At 63.6% G+C, this 15,719-nt stretch carries 15 protein-coding genes; 4 read left to right on the top strand and 11 right to left on the bottom strand.

What is annotated here, in order from left to right; all coding sequences use genetic code 11:
* Positions 1 to 12: 12 nt before the first annotated feature.
* From GQA94_RS10600 to fliE, 8 genes are all read right to left on the bottom strand, one after another.
* A complete protein-coding gene (locus GQA94_RS10600; RefSeq protein ID WP_158187986.1) occupies positions 13 to 1,719 on the bottom strand; it encodes an ATP-binding SpoIIE family protein phosphatase in 1,707 nt (568 codons plus the stop codon).
* A complete protein-coding gene (locus GQA94_RS10595) occupies positions 1,719 to 2,024 on the bottom strand; it encodes an STAS domain-containing protein (RefSeq protein ID WP_158187985.1) in 306 nt (101 codons plus the stop codon). The genes GQA94_RS10600 and GQA94_RS10595 overlap by 1 nt, the downstream gene beginning before the upstream one ends.
* A gap of 144 nt (positions 2,025 to 2,168) precedes the next feature.
* A complete protein-coding gene (gene fliJ / locus GQA94_RS10590; protein WP_158187984.1) occupies positions 2,169 to 2,621 on the bottom strand; it encodes a flagellar export protein FliJ in 453 nt (150 codons plus the stop codon).
* A gap of 3 nt (positions 2,622 to 2,624) precedes the next feature.
* The gene (fliI, locus tag GQA94_RS10585) at positions 2,625 to 3,983 is read right to left on the bottom strand and encodes a flagellar protein export ATPase FliI (RefSeq protein WP_158187983.1); all 1,359 of its coding nucleotides are present in this window, start codon (positions 3,981 to 3,983) and stop codon (positions 2,625 to 2,627) included.
* Positions 3,973 to 4,749, bottom strand: coding sequence for a flagellar assembly protein FliH (fliH, locus tag GQA94_RS10580; RefSeq protein WP_158187982.1), 777 nt, complete (start codon positions 4,747 to 4,749; stop codon positions 3,973 to 3,975). The genes fliI and fliH overlap by 11 nt, the downstream gene beginning before the upstream one ends.
* A 10-nt stretch (positions 4,750 to 4,759) precedes the next feature.
* On the bottom strand, positions 4,760 to 5,776 hold the full coding sequence (gene fliG, locus GQA94_RS10575) for a flagellar motor switch protein FliG (RefSeq protein WP_158187981.1): 1,017 nt from the start codon (positions 5,774 to 5,776) through the stop codon (positions 4,760 to 4,762).
* Positions 5,769 to 7,547 carry a flagellar basal-body MS-ring/collar protein FliF gene (gene fliF, locus GQA94_RS10570; RefSeq protein ID WP_158187980.1) on the bottom strand — a complete coding sequence of 593 codons (1,779 nt, stop codon included), beginning with the start codon at positions 7,545 to 7,547 and terminating at the stop codon, positions 5,769 to 5,771. Before fliF ends, fliG begins: the two co-directional genes overlap by 8 nt.
* 15 nt (positions 7,548 to 7,562) lie before the next feature.
* Entirely contained in the window at positions 7,563 to 7,892 is a 330-nt protein-coding gene (fliE, locus tag GQA94_RS10565; protein ID WP_158187979.1) for a flagellar hook-basal body complex protein FliE, read from the bottom strand.
* 282 nt (positions 7,893 to 8,174) lie between these two features.
* On the opposite strand from fliE, the gene GQA94_RS10560 reads away from it, so the two are divergent.
* Positions 8,175 to 9,371 carry a benzoate/H(+) symporter BenE family transporter gene (locus GQA94_RS10560; RefSeq protein WP_158187978.1) on the top strand — a complete coding sequence of 399 codons (1,197 nt, stop codon included), beginning with the start codon at positions 8,175 to 8,177 and terminating at the stop codon, positions 9,369 to 9,371.
* Between the two features lie 7 nt (positions 9,372 to 9,378).
* Here GQA94_RS10560 and GQA94_RS10555 read toward each other — a convergent pair whose 3' ends face one another.
* The gene (locus tag GQA94_RS10555) at positions 9,379 to 10,140 is read right to left on the bottom strand and encodes an SDR family oxidoreductase (RefSeq protein ID WP_158187977.1); all 762 of its coding nucleotides are present in this window, start codon (positions 10,138 to 10,140) and stop codon (positions 9,379 to 9,381) included.
* 213 nt (positions 10,141 to 10,353) lie between these two features.
* On the opposite strand from GQA94_RS10555, the gene GQA94_RS10550 reads away from it, so the two are divergent.
* Positions 10,354 to 11,358: an NADP-dependent oxidoreductase gene (locus tag GQA94_RS10550; protein ID WP_158187976.1), complete on the top strand. Its 1,005-nt coding sequence runs from the start codon at positions 10,354 to 10,356 to the stop codon at positions 11,356 to 11,358.
* Between the two features lie 52 nt (positions 11,359 to 11,410).
* Here the strand turns inward: GQA94_RS10550 and pyrF are convergent, their stop codons facing one another.
* On the bottom strand, positions 11,411 to 12,106 hold the full coding sequence (gene pyrF, locus GQA94_RS10545) for an orotidine-5'-phosphate decarboxylase (protein ID WP_158187975.1): 696 nt from the start codon (positions 12,104 to 12,106) through the stop codon (positions 11,411 to 11,413).
* 158 nt (positions 12,107 to 12,264) lie between these two features.
* Between pyrF and GQA94_RS10540 the strand changes: the two genes are divergently transcribed.
* Together GQA94_RS10540 and GQA94_RS10535 are read left to right on the top strand one after the other, a co-directional pair.
* Positions 12,265 to 12,432, top strand: a complete 168-nt coding sequence (locus tag GQA94_RS10540; protein WP_158187974.1) for a DUF2897 family protein — start codon at positions 12,265 to 12,267, stop codon at positions 12,430 to 12,432.
* Between the two features lie 133 nt (positions 12,433 to 12,565).
* Complete coding sequence (locus GQA94_RS10535) at positions 12,566 to 15,154, top strand: bifunctional diguanylate cyclase/phosphodiesterase (RefSeq protein WP_158187973.1); 2,589 nt, start codon at positions 12,566 to 12,568, stop codon at positions 15,152 to 15,154.
* Between the two features lie 15 nt (positions 15,155 to 15,169).
* Here GQA94_RS10535 and GQA94_RS10530 read toward each other — a convergent pair whose 3' ends face one another.
* On the bottom strand, positions 15,170 to 15,697 hold the full coding sequence (locus GQA94_RS10530; RefSeq protein WP_158187972.1) for a hypothetical protein: 528 nt from the start codon (positions 15,695 to 15,697) through the stop codon (positions 15,170 to 15,172).
* Positions 15,698 to 15,719: the final 22 nt, after the last annotated feature.

The following is a 15,719-nucleotide window of genomic DNA, read 5'->3' as shown; positions in this document are numbered from 1 at the left end:
AAAGTCGCCGGATTATGCATGAGTGGCCCAGTGAAACTCCACGTTGAGCATTTTGCCGTCGGGCTGCCAGTAGAAGCGCTCGCTCAATTGGCTGACCATGCGCAACCCCCGCCCGCCCAGATAACCGGCGCCGTACTGCCTGTCCAGGGCGCCCTGCACGTCGAAGCCCGGCCCACTGTCACGCACACCGATACGCAGGTAGCCTTGCGCGCCCTCGGACCTGACGGTCAGCTCGATGGACACGAAGCCTTCGGTAAGCGCTTCCAGCCGTTGCTGGCGCTGCTGATAGTACCTGGCGAAGCCCTCGGCATCGCATTTCATCGACGTATCGAGCGCCAGTACGCCGTGCTCCAGCGCGTTGGCATAGAGTTCGCTCAGTACTGTGTAAATAGTCCCGGCACGGTGGCGCAGCGGGGAAATCTGCAACAGCAGTTGCATGGTCATCGGCAACGGGTTGGCCGTGCGCAGGCTGCTCGGGCGCAGCTCGAAGCTGGTCGACCAGTCCCGGGATCGCAACTGCCGGACGCTTGAGGGATACGCATCGATGGGTTCGAACGCCGTCAGTTGCGCCTCGTCGATCACGCTCACTTCGACCAGGCTGGCATCGTCAAGTATTTGACCATGAAAGGCCCGCAAGGCTTCCTGGATCTCGTCGAACAAGTCCGACGACTCGCGATTTGCATCCATGACGGCCAGTAGCCGTTGCTCGCCGAAGAGTTCGTCATCGTCATTGCAGCTTTCGAGGATCCCGTCCGACATCAACAGCAGTCGATCCCCCGTCGCCAGCGGCAAGGTTTCGAACGCGTCATCGAAGGTGGACGCCTCGAGCACACCCAACGGCAGGTGCCGGGAGCGCAAGGGCAAACGTTCGCCATCCGATGCCCGCAGCAGATAACCGTCCGGCAATCCGCCATTCCAGACCCGCAGCATGCCTTGCTTGAAATGGATATCCAGCAACGTGGCGCAGCAGAACATTTCCACCGGCAGGATCAGCTTCAGCTTGGCGTTGATTTCGCGAAGGATTTCGTTGCTGGAGTAGCCTTTGGCTGTCATGCCGTAGAAGGTTTCGGCCAGCGGCATCGCGCCGATGGCCGCCGGCAAGCCATGACCGGTGAAATCCCCCAGCAACACGAACATCCGACCGGCCGGCGCGTGTGCAGCCAGCAGCAGGTCACCATTGAACAGGGCGCGCGGCGACTGCCGGTAACGGATGTTGGGGGCATTCAGGCAGCCGGCGTGAGCCACCTTGTCGAAAATCGCCTTGGCCGCGCGCTGCTCATCGAGCAATTGCTGGTTACGCCTGGCAATGAGATCGCGCTGCTCCAGCACCGTGGCCTGCAGCCGTCTCAAGCGATGCATGGCCTGGATCTTCGCTTCGAGAATGATCGGGTTGTAGGGTTTGGCGATGAAATCGTCACCGCCCGCTTCGAGGCAGCGCACCAGGGCTTCATTTTCCGTCAATGAGGTGAGGAAGATGATCGGCACCAGCTCGTTGCCGGCCAGGCGCTTGATTTGCCGCGCGGCCTCGAAGCCGTCCATCACCGGCATCAGCGCGTCCATCAGCACCAGGTGCGGCCTTTCGTGTTCGAATCGCCGTACCGCTTCGGCGCCATTGGCTGCGGTGGTCACGCGATGGCCCTGACGGCCGACGATCGCGGCAAGCAGCATGCGATCGGCCGCGCCATCCTCGGCGATGAGTATGGAGAGCCGACGGAGCATCAGGTGATCGCGAACAGTTGTTCGAAGTTCGAAACCGAGAGCACCTTGCGTACGTCCGGGTTGCAGTTGATCAGTCGAATATCGGCTTTGTCACTGCCGCCGTGGTCGCGCAGCAGCAGCAGCATCCCGAGGGCGGAACTGTCGAGATAGGTCGTTCCGTTGAGATCGACCACGTAACGCTGCGGTATGCCGCCCGCGCGCTGATAGGCATCGCGAAAGGCCTGATGGGTATTGAAATCAAAGCGCCCCTGGATGGTAATCGTCAGCTCCTGTCCATCTGCCGATAGCTGTGAACTGATGGTCATGTAGCACTCCTGATCCAAAAGCGAGAACGTGGCCGGCATTTTGCCTGGGCGGCGCATCCAGCTGCGCCTGTGCCTCGAGTGACCAGCCGTGCTGTAGCAATGAGTTGATGAAGATTTAGCACCCAAAGTCCGGCACAGCAAGCGTCATTCCTGTTTGGGCCGACCCGCCAGCCGTTGCGAAAACTCATCGAGCAGTTTTTGCTCGCGCTTGTCGGCTGCGGTTCTTGCCTCCTGCAGATAGCGCTCGACCAGTTTGCGCAGGCCATCGAGCCGCGCGCGGCGCTGCTGCCATTGTTCGCGCAGCTTGTCGAGGTTGTTGCGGTGCCAGTCGACGCTGCGCTGCTGCTGGCCGATGGCCGATTCGAGTTGCGACAGGAACCGCTGGTAGTTCATCAGCCATTGACCGGACACGCCCTGGCTGCCCTGGCTCAGCCATTGCTGCTGGTAGTCGCTGAAGTATTGGCGCAACTCGCCGAGCTTGGCTTCGGTCTGCGCCAGTTGGGTCTGCCCCTGACCGAACAGCCGCGCAGCGTCACGCTCGGCACGCTCGGCCATGTCGATCACGGGCGCCAGGCGCGCGGCACGGCTCGCTGACAAGGGTTAGCTCGCTGCCCTGGGATTGAACACCCCGGCCAGCAGTGCCTCGCTGTGCGCCAGGTCCTCGGCTTCGTCAAGGCCCTGGCGCAGGTAGCGGGTCATCTCCGCCTGCCGGGCGATGGCCAGGTCGGTTTCCGGATCACCGCCGGGCGCGTAAGCCCCAACGCTGATCAGGTCCCGGCTTTGCTGATAACGCGACCAGAGTTGCTTGAATCGCTGCGAGTGGCGCACATGCTCGACGCTGACGACCTGCGGCATGACGCGGCTGATGGAGGCCTCGATGTCGATGGCCGGGTAATGGCCTTCCTCCGCCAGACGACGCGACAGCACGATGTGGCCGTCGAGCACGCCACGCGCGGCATCGGCGATCGGGTCCTGCTGGTCGTCGCCCTCGGACAACACGGTATAGAACGCCGTGATCGAGCCGCCGCCCTCTTCCGCATTACCGGCGCGCTCCACCAGGCTTGGCAGCTTGGCGAAGACCGAGGGCGGATAGCCCTTGGTTGCCGGCGGTTCGCCGATGGCCAGCGCAATTTCACGCTGGGCCTGGGCGAAGCGGGTCAGCGAATCCATCAGCAGCAGCACATTCTTGCCTTTGTCGCGGAAGTATTCGGCGATGCGTGTGCAGTACATCGCCGCGCGCAGACGCATCAGCGGCGCATCATCGGCGGGCGACGCCACGACCACCGAGCGCTTGATGCTTTCTTCGGTGAGGATGTTTTCGATGAACTCCTTGACCTCGCGTCCGCGCTCGCCGATCAGCCCGACGACGATGATGTCGGCCTCGGTGAAGCGCGTCATCATGCCGAGCAGCACCGACTTGCCGACACCGGTGCCGGCGAACAGGCCGAGACGCTGGCCGCGGCCGACGGTCAGCAGGCCGTTGATGCTACGAATGCCGACGTCCAGTGGCTCGCTGATCGGATGACGTTTCAGCGGGTTGATCACCGGCCCGTCCATCGGCACCCAGTCCTCGGCCTTCATGCCACCCTTGCCATCCAGCGCGCGGCCGGCGCCATCGAGCACTCGCCCAAGCATCGAGGTGCCCATGGGCAGGCGGCCGGTGTTGGCCAGCGGCACGACCCGGGCACCCGGCGCGATACCGGCCAGGCTGCCAACCGGCATCAGGTACAGTTTGCCGCCGGAAAAGCCCATCACCTCCGCCTCGACCTGGGTCGGATGGTAGCTGTCTTCGTTGATGACAAGGCATCGACTGCCGACGGCGGCACGCAGCCCTTCAGCTTCCAGCGTCAGGCCTACCATGCGTAACAACCGGCCTTCGAGGATCGGCTGGCTGGGCAGCCTGATCGCCTCGCCATAGGTTGCGAAGCGCGTGGCGAAACTGGTGCGTTCAAGGCGCATCGGGGCTAGCCAGGTCCAGGTGCAGGTCAGCGTCCGGTGGGCTGGTCGCGTTTTCGCGTTGCTGTTCGAACAACTGCTTGATGGCCTGGCCCAGGCGCGTCTCGACGCTGGCATCGATGCGGCTCTGCTCGGTTTCGATGCGACAGCCGCCCGGCAGCAGGTCGCTGTCTTCGACGATCCGCCAGGTTTCTTCGTGGCGCTCGCGCAGCGCCTTGACCAGCTCGAAATCCTGCGGATTGACGTGAATTCGCACATTGCTGGCGCCCATCGGCAGCAGCTTCAGCGCTTCTCGCAGCACCTGACGGATCTGGCTGGAGTCCATCAACAGGTCGCGCTGGATCACCTCGCGCGCCAACTGGCTGACCAGTGTGACCATGGCGTGTTCGAGGTTGCGGTCCTGATCGGCGATGGGCTCGAACAGGTTTTTCATCAGCCGTTCGAGGTTCTCGAGCCTGGGCGCCAGCGCGGCGTCGGCTTCTTGCCGGGCCTTGAGCTGGCCGGCGTGGAAGCCGTCCTTTTCGCCCGTGCTGAAGCCTTCGTTGTAAGCCTCCTGGCGAATCGCCTCGAGTTCGTCGAGCGTCAGGGGTTTGACGTCTTCGACGGGCACGTCCTCGCTGCGCGCCAGCTCGCCGTCGTCAACCGACGGCTGTTCGACCGGCAGTGCTTCGAACTCGGTCCCCGCCGGATCGAAGCTCGGCAAGGCCCAGCGATCGAAGACGCTGACATCCTTCGCGCGGATCACATCGCTGGGGTTTTCCTTGGACATTACGGCTCGCTTAGATCATTTCTTCGCCGCCCTTGCCGCCGAGAACGATTTCTCCGGCTTCGGCCATGCGGCGTGCAATGGTGAGGATTTCCTTCTGGGCGCTCTCGACTTCGCTGATGCGCACCGGCCCCTTGGCTTCCAGGTCGTCGCGCAGCAGTTCACCCGCACGCTTGGACATGTTCTTGAAGATTTTCTCCTTGATCGCTTCGTCGGCGCCCTTGAGCGCCATGACCAGCACATCGGAGGATACTTCGCGCAGCAGCACCTGAATGCCCCGGTCGTCGACATCCGCCAGGTTGTCGAATACGAACATCAGGTCCTCGATCTGCGCTGACAGGTCTTCGTCGACGTCCCTGATGGCATCCATCAACTGGCCTTCGACCGAGCTGTCGAGGAAGTTCATGATGTCCGCCGCCCGCTTGACGCCGCCCAGGGTCGCCCGGGTGGTGTTGGCATTGCCGGAGAACTGCTTCTCCAGAATCAGGTTGAGTTCCTTCAGCGCGGCCGGTTGGACCGTGTTGAGCGAGGACACCCGAAGCACGATGTCGAGCCTCACCTTGTGATCGAAATGCGACAGCACCTCACCGGCCTGGTCGGGGTCCAGGTAGGCCACGACGATCGCCTGGATCTGCGGATGCTCGTAGCGAATCACATCCGCCACGGCTCGCGGTTCCATCCACTTGAGGCTATCCAGCCCACTGGTATTGCCGCCCAGCAGGATGCGGTCGATCAGTCCGCCCGCCTTGTCCTCGCCCAGCGCCTGGGTGAGCATCTTTCGGATATAGCCATCGGAACCCACGCCGAGGCCGGTCTGGTCGCCGACGGTTTCGACGAACTCGCTCATGACCTTCTCGACCTGCTCACGGTGGATGTTGCGCATCTGCGCCATGGCCGTGCCGACCTTCTGCACTTCCTTCGGACCGAGATGGCGCAGCACCTGCGCGGCATCGGCCTCACCCAGCGAAAGCAGGAGAATGGCGGCCTTGTCGATCTTGTTCAGCTTGGCTGGAACTCGAGCATCATTCATCTGCATTGATCCAATCTTTGACGACCTGGGCCACCCGGCCCGGATCTTCTGCTACCAGATTCTTGATGGCATTCAGTTGCGCATCGTATCCCTCGGTTGGGCTCGGCAGCATGATGCTCTGCGGCCCACTCAGGCTGACCCGGTCAGTGGCCAGCGCAGCGTCCATGTCGCCCAGCTCGGCGTCGTCGCCGACCGGTTGGAGCTCCTTGCTCTTTCCAGCATGGGTCAGGTTGTTCAGCACCGGCCGCAGCACACCGAACACCAGCACCAGGATGAACAGCACCCCGAGCACCTGCTTGACGATGTCCCAGAACCACGGCTGCGAGTAGAACGGGACGTCGACGAACGTTTCGTCGAACGAATCGGTCGCGAACGGCGCGTTGATCACGCTGACGCTGTCGCCACGGCTGGCATCGAAACCCACGGCGTCTTGAACCAGGCGAGTGAAACGCGCCAATTCTTCGGCGCTTCGCGGTACCCGGGTCGCGGTGCCATCAGCGGCGACCGTGAGCTGATCGTCCAGGACCACCGCCACCGACAGGCGACGCAAACGTCCCTGCTGTTGTTTGGTGTAGCTGATGGAACGGTCAAGTTCATAGTTGCGGGTCGCCTGCTCGCGCTTGTCCGCCGGATACGGCGCGAGCATCGGCTGGCCGGTGGCTGGGTCCATGACCTGCTGGCCGTTGGCGTCGAGCAGTGGCTGCCCCGGCGCAATGGCGCCCGCCGCCGCGGCCTGGCCGGCCAGGGCGTTTTCCGGCGCCGCGGCCGGGCCTGGCGGCTGGTTGCTCAGCGCCCCCGGAACGCCCTGCGGGCCGAGGCTGCTCTGACGCTGCTCGCTGACGCTTTGCTCGCTGCGCAGCGCCGGCTGGTCCGGATTGAAGGTCTCGGACGTCGACTCGACGGCGCTGAAGTCCACATCGGCCGATACTTCAGCCTTGTAGCGGCCGCTGCCCAGCACCGGCTGCAGAATATTGTGCACGCGCTGCGTGTAGAGGCTTTCCATCCGGCGGCTGTAGTCGAACTGCTTGCCGGCCATGCTCAGCTCGGTGAGCTCCTGTTGATCGGACAGCAGGTTGCCTTTCTGATCCACCACGGTGATCTGGGATTTGGTCAACTCCGGCACGCTGGTGGCGACCAGGTTGATGATCGCCATCACCTGGCTCGGCTCGAGGCTGCGTCCCGGATAAAGCTCGACGAGTACCGAAGCGCTGGGCTTGCGCTCGTCGCGAACGAACACCGAGCTTTTCGGAATCGCCAGATGCACCCGCGCGGCCTTGACGTTGTTGAGACTGGACACGGTACGGCCAAGCTCGCCTTCCAGGCCTCGACGGTAACGGGTGGCCTCCATGAACTGGCTGGTGCCAAGGCCTTGCTCCTTGTCGAGAATCTCGAAGCCGATGTTGCTGTCGGCCGGCGCGATACCCGCACCGGCAAGCTTCAGCCGCGCGCGCGCAAGGTCATCGGCCTTGACCAGCAAGGCACCGGAGGTAGGCTCGACGGTGTACGAAATATCCGCGGCCGCCAGGGTTTCCATCACCTGATTGGCATCCATTCCGGCGAGGCTGCCGAGCAGCGGACGGTAGTCCGGCTGTTGCGACCAGAGCACCACGGCGAAGCCGATGGCGACGCTCGCCGCCAGCCCGACCAGCAGCCCGATTTGCCGCAACATCGACATTTCGGCCAGGTTTTCCAGGAAGGTCAGCCCCAACAGAGGCTTCTTCGGCGTCTGCGAATCAACCGCTACTGGAACCTTGCTAAGCGCTTCAGCCATTATTCAAACCCTGCCTTAAACCGGCATCTGCATGATGTCTTGATAGGCCTGGACCAGCTTGTTACGCACCTGGGTCATGGCCTGGAAGGAAACGCTGGCTTTCTGCGACGCGATCATGACCTCGGTCAGGTCGATGCCGCCCTGCCCCATTTCGAAAGCGGTGGCCAGTTGGCTGGAGGCTTGCTGGGTTTCGTTCACTTTGTTGACGGCCTGGCCGAGCATGTCGGAAAAGCTCGGCGCACCCACTTCCGGCGTGGCGACAACGGGCTTGGAGCGTGCCATTGCATCGGTCTGCATGGCCCGCATTTCCAGCATCAGTCGGTTGAATTCAATACCCTGGCTCATCTCTTCCTCCAACAGCTGCGGTTTTTTTGACGCTTCGCAGCAAGCACCCTATGGATAGCAACATCGATGCCAGTGTCTGGGCGAGCAGCCAGGCGCCCGTGCAAACGGGTGACAAGCGGTACGCACGAAACGCCCGCACTGTTACGCTGATCGCGCTTACGGCTGTACCGCGACGCGGCACGTCGCCTGCCATAGCCTGCGCTAGCAGCCCCAGCGCAGGCGCAACGACCCCTTGCCTGCCGCGAGACTCAGCGCCTTTCACCCTGAACCGGATCCGACCCGATGACGACCACCGTTACCGCCCCCTTGCTCCAGCCCCTCAAGGACAGCTCGGCCTCGACCGTCGTGGCCGGCTTCATCGCGATGCTGACTGGCTACACCAGCTCGCTGGTGCTGATGTTCCAGGCCGGCCAGGCGGCGGGGCTCAGTGGCGCGCAAATCTCATCATGGATCTGGGCATTGTCGATCGGCATGGCGGTGTGCAGCGTCGGCTTGTCACTGCGCTATCGGACGCCAGTGGTCATCGCCTGGTCCACGCCCGGCGCCGCCCTGCTGATCAGCAGTCTGCCCGGCGTGCCGTACGGCGAGGCGATCGGCGCGTTCATCTTCGCCTCCGCGCTGATCGCGCTGTGCGGGCTCACCGGCAGCTTCGAGCGGCTGATGCGCAAAGTGCCCGCATCGCTGGCGGCAGCACTGCTGGCCGGGGTGCTGTTCAATATCGGCAGTGAGATTTTCCGCGCGGTGGAAGTACAACCCGTGCTGGTGCTGGGTATGTTCTTCAGCTATCTGCTGGCCAAGCGCCTGATGCCGCGCTACGCCGTGCTCTGCGCGCTGATCGTCGGCTGCGTGCTGGCCGGCGGGTTGGATCTGCTTGATTTCAGCGACCTGAGCCTGGAGGTTGCGGCCCCGGTGTGGACCACGCCGGCGCTGTCCTTCGCCGCAATCTTCAGCATCGGCATCCCGTTGTTCGTCATCGCCATGGCCTCGCAGAACATGCCGGGGCTGGCCGTGCTGCGAGCGGAGGGTTACCAGGTACCCGCCTCGCCACTGATATCCGTCACGGGGATCGCCTCGGTCCTGCTCGCCCCCTTCGGCTCGCACGGCATTCATCTGGCCGCAATCACCATGGCCATCTGCAGCGGACCGGAAGCGCATCCGGACCCGTCCAGGCGGTACACCGCTGCCGTCTGGTGCGGGCTGTTCTACGGCGTAGCCGGCATATTCGGGGCGACGCTGGCCGCGCTGTTCGCAGCCTTCCCACCGGCGCTGGTGCTGTCCATCGCGGCACTGGCGTTGCTGGGCTCGATCGGCAGCGGCCTGACTCAGGCGATGCACCTGCCACGCGAACGCGAAGCCGCATTGATCACCTTCATGGTCACCGCGTCGGGCCTGACGCTGTTCGGCATCGGCTCCGCGCTGTGGGGGCTGGTAGCGGGCGTGTTGACGCTAGTGATCGTAAGCGGGCGGAAAACCGCCTGAGCGGTACTCAGATGGCCGTCGCGCCACCGTCGACCGCCAACGCGTGGCCGGTGGTGAACGCGGCGCCGTCACTGCACAGATAAAGCACCGCGGCCGCGATTTCCTCCGCCTTGCCGACCCGCCCGACCGGATGCATGGCCGCCGCGAACTCGGCCTTGCGCGGATCAGCCTCGTAGGCGCGGCGGAACATGTCGGTATCGATGACGGCAGGACATACGGCGTTGACCCTGATGTTCTTCTTGGCGTATTCGATGGCCGCCGATTTGGTCAGACCGATGACGGCATGCTTGGAGGCCGAGTAGATGCTCATCTTCGGCGCCGCCCCCAAGCCGGCCACCGACGCCGTGTTGACGATGACGCCCGCGCCCTGAGCCAGCATCAGCGGCAACTGATGTTTCATGCACAGCCAGACGCCTTTGACGTTGACCCCCATGATCGCATCGAACTCGGCTTCGCTGCCCTCGGCCAGACGTCCCTGTTCGATCTCGATGCCGGCGTTGTTGAAGGCATAGTCGATGCGCCCGTAGGTCGCCACGGCTTGCTCGATCATCCCCCGGACGTCACCGTCACGGGTCACGTCGCAGCGTACGAATACCGCCTGACCACCGGCGTGAGTGATGGCCTCGACGCACCTTGCACCGCCCGCTTCGTCCAGATCCGCCACCACCACCTTCAAGCCCTGTTCGGCGAATGCCATCGCCGTCGCGCGACCAATACCGGCCGCCGCGCCAGTGACCAAAGCAACCTGACCGGAAAATGACATGCTCATGCTAGATACCCTGATGATTGAAAGGAAGGCGTCGAGTCCGAACGTGACTGCAAGCCGAACGCGGGTCATGGTTATACCGTCATCCCGCGCGCCGATTAAGTGTCGCACCGCGATATCACTCATGCGGATGCCACTGCATTCCAGCATTCCCGCCTTGCTTGCGGGGACCGCGCCGGCAGGCTAAACCAAGGTTTTGCACACACCGAGGTGTTCATGGACACGATCAACCGCCAGTTTCTATTGGCCAAGCGCCCCGTCGGCGCGCCAACACGCGAGACCTTCGAATTCGTCGAACGACCGCTGGGCGAACCCGGCCCGGACCAGATCCTGGTCAAAAACGAATACCTGTCGCTGGACCCGGCGATGCGTGGCTGGATGAACGATGCCAAATCCTATATTCCGCCCGTGGGTATCGGCGAGGTGATGCGCGCCCTCGGCGTCGGCAAGGTGATTGCGTCCCGGCATCCCGGATTTGCCGAAGGCGATTACGTCAACGGCGCGCTGGGCGTGCAGGACTACTTCCTCGGCGAGCCCAAAGGGTTCTACAAGGTCGATCCGAACCAGGCGCCGCTGCCGCGCTACCTGTCCGCCCTGGGCATGACCGGCATGACCGCCTACTTCGGACTGCTGGCTGTCGGCGAACCCAAGGCCGGTGAAACCGTCGTGCTCTCGGGCGCGGCCGGCGCGGTAGGCAGCGTCGCCGGGCAGATCGCCAGGATAAAGGGCTGCCGAGTGGTAGGGATCGCGGGCGGAGCCGACAAATGCCGCTTCCTCACCGAAGAGCTTGGCTTCGATGCGGCCATCGACTACAAGAGCGAGGACGTCGCGGCGGGCCTGAAACGCGAGTGCCCGAAGGGCGTGGACGTCTATTTCGATAACGTCGGCGGCGACATCCTCGATGCCGTGTTGACGCGCATCACCGTTGGGGCGCGTATCGTGCTCTGCGGCGCCATCAGCCAGTACAACAACAAGGAGGCGGTCAAGGGACCTGCCAACTACCTGTCACTGCTGGTCAACCGCGCGCGAATGGAAGGAATGGTGGTGATGGATTACGTGCCCCGCTACCCGCAAGCCATGAAGGAAATGGCCGGCTGGATGCAGAGCGGTGAACTCAAGAGCAAAGAGGACATCGTCGAAGGCCTGGAAACCTTCCCCGACACCCTGATGAAGCTGTTCACCGGGGGCAACTTCGGCAAGCTGGTGCTGAAGGTCGGCTAGTCGCGTTCGGGTCGCGGAGCCCACCGTGCCGCGACCCGCTGCGACTCACCGCTTAGGCCAGCTCGGCAACCACCGCAGCCAGTGCCGCCGCCGGGTCAGACGCTTTCGCGATGGGACGGCCAATCACCAGATAATCCGACCCGGCCGCCATCGCCTCGGCTGGCGTGAGAATCCGGCGCTGATCGTCCGCCTCGCTGCCAGCCGGACGAATGCCCGGCGTCACCAGTTGCAATTGGCCAAAGCGCGCTTTCAGCGATTGGGCTTCCTGTGCCGAACAGACCAGGCCATCCAGCCCTGCCTCTGCTGCCAGCCCGGCCAGACGCAAGACCTGCTGCTGCGGTTCGATATCCAGGCCAACGTCGGCCAGGTCGGCCTGCTCCATGCTGGTCAGCACCGTGACCCCGATCAGCAACGGCGGTTGCCCGCCCACTTTATCCAGGGTTTCGCGGCAGGCCGCCATCATCCGCAGCCCCCCCGAGCAGTGCACGTTGACCATCCATACGCCCATCTCAGCCGCCGCCTTGACCGCCATCGCCGTGGTGTTGGGGATGTCATGGAATTTAAGATCGAGAAAGACTTCAAATCCCTTAGCCTGCAGCGCTTCGACGATCTGCGGACCGCAGCGGGTGAACAACTCCTTGCCGACCTTCACGCGACAAAGCGCCGGGTCGAGCTGACCGGCCAATGCCAACGCAGCATCACGGGAGGGGAAATCGAGCGCAACGATGATGGGGGTCTGGCACGTCATGGCGGTTCCTCGGCGAATTTCGGCGCGCATTGTCGCAGAAATTTCCTTATCGAGGCGGCCGTCAACCGCCGTTCGCGGCAAGGTTCGATCACACAATGGCGCAGCCCCGCCCGGGAGCGTAAGGTTGAAAGCAGTCCCGCCACCATCAGGAGATAAACATGCCTTGGTACATCTGGTTATTGCTGGCGCTGGTGCTCGGTACGATCATCGGCGGGCTGTTGATGCTACGCGCAGGCGCACGCAAGATCCCGCTGACCGAAGAGCAGAAACAGCGCATTGCCCAGCGCAACGCCGAAGCGGACGCAGAAGACGCGCGCAACCGGTAGCGATTGCCCTTCGTTCCGGCAACCGGGCAGCGCGAGCCAACACACGGCGACGCCCAATAACTGACCCGCCAGTCAATGATGGCTTTTTGCCTTCATCCAAGTGATCATCCTGCCTCCTAGAAAGGAAGCACCCATGGCATCAGACTCCTCTTCGGCTCAAGCCAGAAGCCCCAAGGCTCACGCTGCATTCTCGAGGCGGATTCTGCCCGGCATCGCCAGCCTTCTGGCTGCGGCCCTGCTCGCTGCCGCCATCGCCGTCATACAGATCGCTCGGACCATCGATCACGACGCGCTGGCTCAGGAGCGATTTCTCGCAGGCAAGGTATTTGAAGCGCATCAGCGCAGTATGTCGCGGCATGTGGCTGACAACGGGTTCTGGGGCGATGCGTATGCCAACCTGAGCAAAGCGGTCAATCTGGACTGGGCCTACGATCAGGCGAACCTGGGCCCCTCCCTTTACGACGACTTCGGTTACGACGCGGTCCTGGTGATCAATGCCGAGGGCGAAACGACCTACTCGGTGATCCGCGGCGAACTGGCACAGGTCGATGCCCATCAATGGCTCGGCAACGGCCTCGATATCCTGCTCGACCAGGCCCGCCAGGCCGTCGAGATGGAGACGACCGCCGCCGCGCTGCTGACCGCCGAGGGGCGGCCGGCCATGGTCGCCGCAGCGGTCATGACGCCAGGCGGCAGCGACGTCGAGGCTATGGATGGCCCCGCCTCGACCCTGCTTTTTGTCGATGTACTGGACCCTGACGGGCTGCAGCAACTGGGCCGGGAATATGCGATCGAAGGCCTGCGCGTCGTTGACGAAACCGCCAGGCCGGACGATGCCCAGCTCCCGCTGCAATTGCTCGATGGCTCGTCCCAGGCGTTTACCTGGCAGGTATCCCAGCCTGGCCGCTACCTACTGTGGATGACGCTGCCGGTACTCGCGGCGATTACCCTTGGGCTCGGCCTGCTCGCCTGGCTGCTGCTGCGCCAGGCGCTGAAAACCGTACGGCTGATGGATGCCAGCTACAAACGCCTGTCCAGAAGCCGTACGGCGCTGGCTGCCAGTGAAGCGCGCTTTCGAGACGTGGCTGAAGCGGCCTCCGACTGGATATGGGAAACCGACCGGCAGGCTCGGCTCACCTACCTTTCCAGCCGCTTCGAGGAAATCACCGGCCACCAGCCTGCCGCCTGGATGGGGCGTCCCTTGATCGACCTGCTGATCAGCGATCACGCAGCGCTGCAGGACTGGCTGGCCGCGCCTCAGGGAACGCCGCTGCGCTGCAGCTACCAGGCCGCCAACGGCTGCGAGCGGCACTGCCGCCTCTCCGCTCGGGCAATCTACCGGGACGAGCAATCACTGGGCTATCGGGGCACCGCAAGCGATATCACCGAAGAAACCCGCGCGCAGGCGCGCGTGCAATACCTGTCGCAGCACGACGCGCTGACTGGCCTGCCAAACCGCAACCGGCTACGTGATTATCTGGAAGCCAAGCTCATATCACTCACCGATGGTGCCAGGCTCACCGTCCTGTACATCGACCTGGATCGCTTCAAACCGGTGAACGACACGCTGGGCCACGGCGCCGGCGACGAGGTATTGAGCGGTGTCGCCAACCGCCTGCGGCAATGCATAAGAGGCGATGATCTGGTGGCGCGCCTGGGCGGAGACGAATTCGTCATGGTATTGAGCCGCCTGCAGCACAACGACGATATCGAAAAGCTCTGCATCCGTATCGTCGACGCCATCAGCGAACCCTTCCTGTACGAGGGCACGCAGATCCACATTGGCGCCAGCGTCGGCATCGCCATGGCGCCGACCGATGCGGCGCAGGCCAACGATCTCTTGCGTTGCGCGGACATCGCGCTGTACCAGGCCAAGGCCGACGGTCGCAATACCTGGCGTTTCTACGGCAGCGAAATGGACAAGCGACTGCTGGAGCGGCGGCGGCAGGAAGACGAACTCCGGCGGGCCATCGAGGACGGACAGTTCGAAGTCCATTACCAGCCACGGTATTTCAGCGAAACCATGCGCATCAACGGCGCTGAGGCCCTGTTGCGCTGGCGGCATCCGGTCCGCGGCCTGCTGTTGCCGGAGCATTTTATCCCACTGGCAGAAGAAACCGGTCTGATCGTATCCCTCGGCGAATGGGTGCTGCGCCAGGCCTGTATCGAGGCCGCTGGCTGGCCAAGTCCCTTGATGATCTCGGTCAACCTGTCGCCCCTGCAGCTGCGCAGCACTGAGCTGTCCGACACGGTTCGGAGCGTTCTGGAACGAAGCGGGCTGCCGGCCAGCCGTCTAGAACTGGAAATCACCGAAACGGCACTGCTTCAGGAAAACCAGCATACGCTGGACGTGCTCAACGAACTCAAGCGCATCGGCGTACGGCTCGCCATGGATGATTTCGGCACGGGCTATTCATCCCTGAGCAACCTGCGCAACTACCCATTCGACATGATCAAGATAGACGGCAGTTTCGTAGCCGGCATGGCGCACTCGACCGAAGATCATTGCATCGTCAGGGCGCTCATCGAGCTTGGGCGTGGCCTGCACATGCGAGTCACCGCCGAAGGCGTCGAAACGTCGGAGCAACTGACGCGACTGCTCGCCGATGGTTGTAGCGAAATCCAGGGGTTCCATATGAGTCACCCGCTTCCGGCACAGGCGCTGCGCAGCCTGCTGGCCGGGCCCGACGGCACAGGCTCCGGACGCGGAAGCCCCACATGACCTCTACCGGGCCGCTCAGCGCCTGAGTTCGATGTTGATCTGAGCGCCGTCGATCAGCGTTTCGCTCTGCTCCACACCCGACAGCAGACTGCCGCTCATCTGCACCGAGCGTGAGCCCTCGGCCGACTCGAACAGGGGTGGCAGCATGCGAATAGACGTGGTGTCCGGAGCCGGCTCCAGCGCCTCGGCCCAATCGTCCGGAAGGCTCAGATCGAGGGCCGGGGCAGGCAGTTCGACGCGCTCGACCGCAACACGCTTTCTCGCCGGCACCGGGGTAACCGGATCAGGCGGCGCCGGCGCCGGCACGACGCGCTCGGACGGCAGCGCGTCGGGATCGCCCGCGGTAACCGGTTCGACCTCGATCTTGAGGTCAGGGGGCGCATCGTCTTCATCCCGGGCACGCGCCGGCAACGCTGCAGGCGGCTGATGAGTGCCGGCCGCTTCGACCTCGGGTCTGGCCGGTGGGCCGGGCTGCTCTGGCAGTTTGTCGCCGTCACACGCCCCTAGCAGGGGCAACACAACCAGCACACTCAACCATTTCATAAGCCTAGGCCCTCATCGATCC

The sequence above is a fragment of the Stutzerimonas stutzeri genome (genome assembly GCF_009789555.1).
Classification (GTDB): Bacteria; Pseudomonadota; Gammaproteobacteria; order Pseudomonadales; family Pseudomonadaceae; genus Stutzerimonas; species Stutzerimonas stutzeri_R.
Note: the sequence above shows the minus strand (reverse complement) of the source record. Positions and strands in the feature narration are given on the sequence as shown.

Bases quoted from the DNA above. Each gene is read 5' to 3' on its own strand.
- GQA94_RS10600 (WP_158187986.1), bottom strand. From the start codon at position 1,719: ATGCTCCGTCGGCTCTCCATACTCATCGCCGAGGATGGCGCGGCCGAT.
- GQA94_RS10595 (WP_158187985.1), bottom strand. From the start codon at position 2,024: ATGACCATCAGTTCACAGCTATCGGCAGATGGACAGGAGCTGACGATT.
- fliI (WP_158187983.1), bottom strand. From the start codon at position 3,983: ATGCGCCTTGAACGCACCAGTTTCGCCACGCGCTTCGCAACCTATGGC.
- fliH (WP_158187982.1), bottom strand. From the start codon at position 4,749: ATGTCCAAGGAAAACCCCAGCGATGTGATCCGCGCGAAGGATGTCAGC.
- fliG (WP_158187981.1), bottom strand. From the start codon at position 5,776: ATGAATGATGCTCGAGTTCCAGCCAAGCTGAACAAGATCGACAAGGCC.
- fliF (WP_158187980.1), bottom strand. From the start codon at position 7,547: ATGGCTGAAGCGCTTAGCAAGGTTCCAGTAGCGGTTGATTCGCAGACG.
- fliE (WP_158187979.1), bottom strand. From the start codon at position 7,892: ATGAGCCAGGGTATTGAATTCAACCGACTGATGCTGGAAATGCGGGCC.
- GQA94_RS10560 (WP_158187978.1), top strand. From the start codon at position 8,175: ATGACGACCACCGTTACCGCCCCCTTGCTCCAGCCCCTCAAGGACAGC.
- GQA94_RS10555 (WP_158187977.1), bottom strand. From the start codon at position 10,140: ATGAGCATGTCATTTTCCGGTCAGGTTGCTTTGGTCACTGGCGCGGCG.
- GQA94_RS10550 (WP_158187976.1), top strand. From the start codon at position 10,354: ATGGACACGATCAACCGCCAGTTTCTATTGGCCAAGCGCCCCGTCGGC.
- pyrF (WP_158187975.1), bottom strand. From the start codon at position 12,106: ATGACGTGCCAGACCCCCATCATCGTTGCGCTCGATTTCCCCTCCCGT.
- GQA94_RS10540 (WP_158187974.1), top strand. From the start codon at position 12,265: ATGCCTTGGTACATCTGGTTATTGCTGGCGCTGGTGCTCGGTACGATC.
- GQA94_RS10535 (WP_158187973.1), top strand. From the start codon at position 12,566: ATGGCATCAGACTCCTCTTCGGCTCAAGCCAGAAGCCCCAAGGCTCAC.
- GQA94_RS10530 (WP_158187972.1), bottom strand. From the start codon at position 15,697: ATGAAATGGTTGAGTGTGCTGGTTGTGTTGCCCCTGCTAGGGGCGTGT.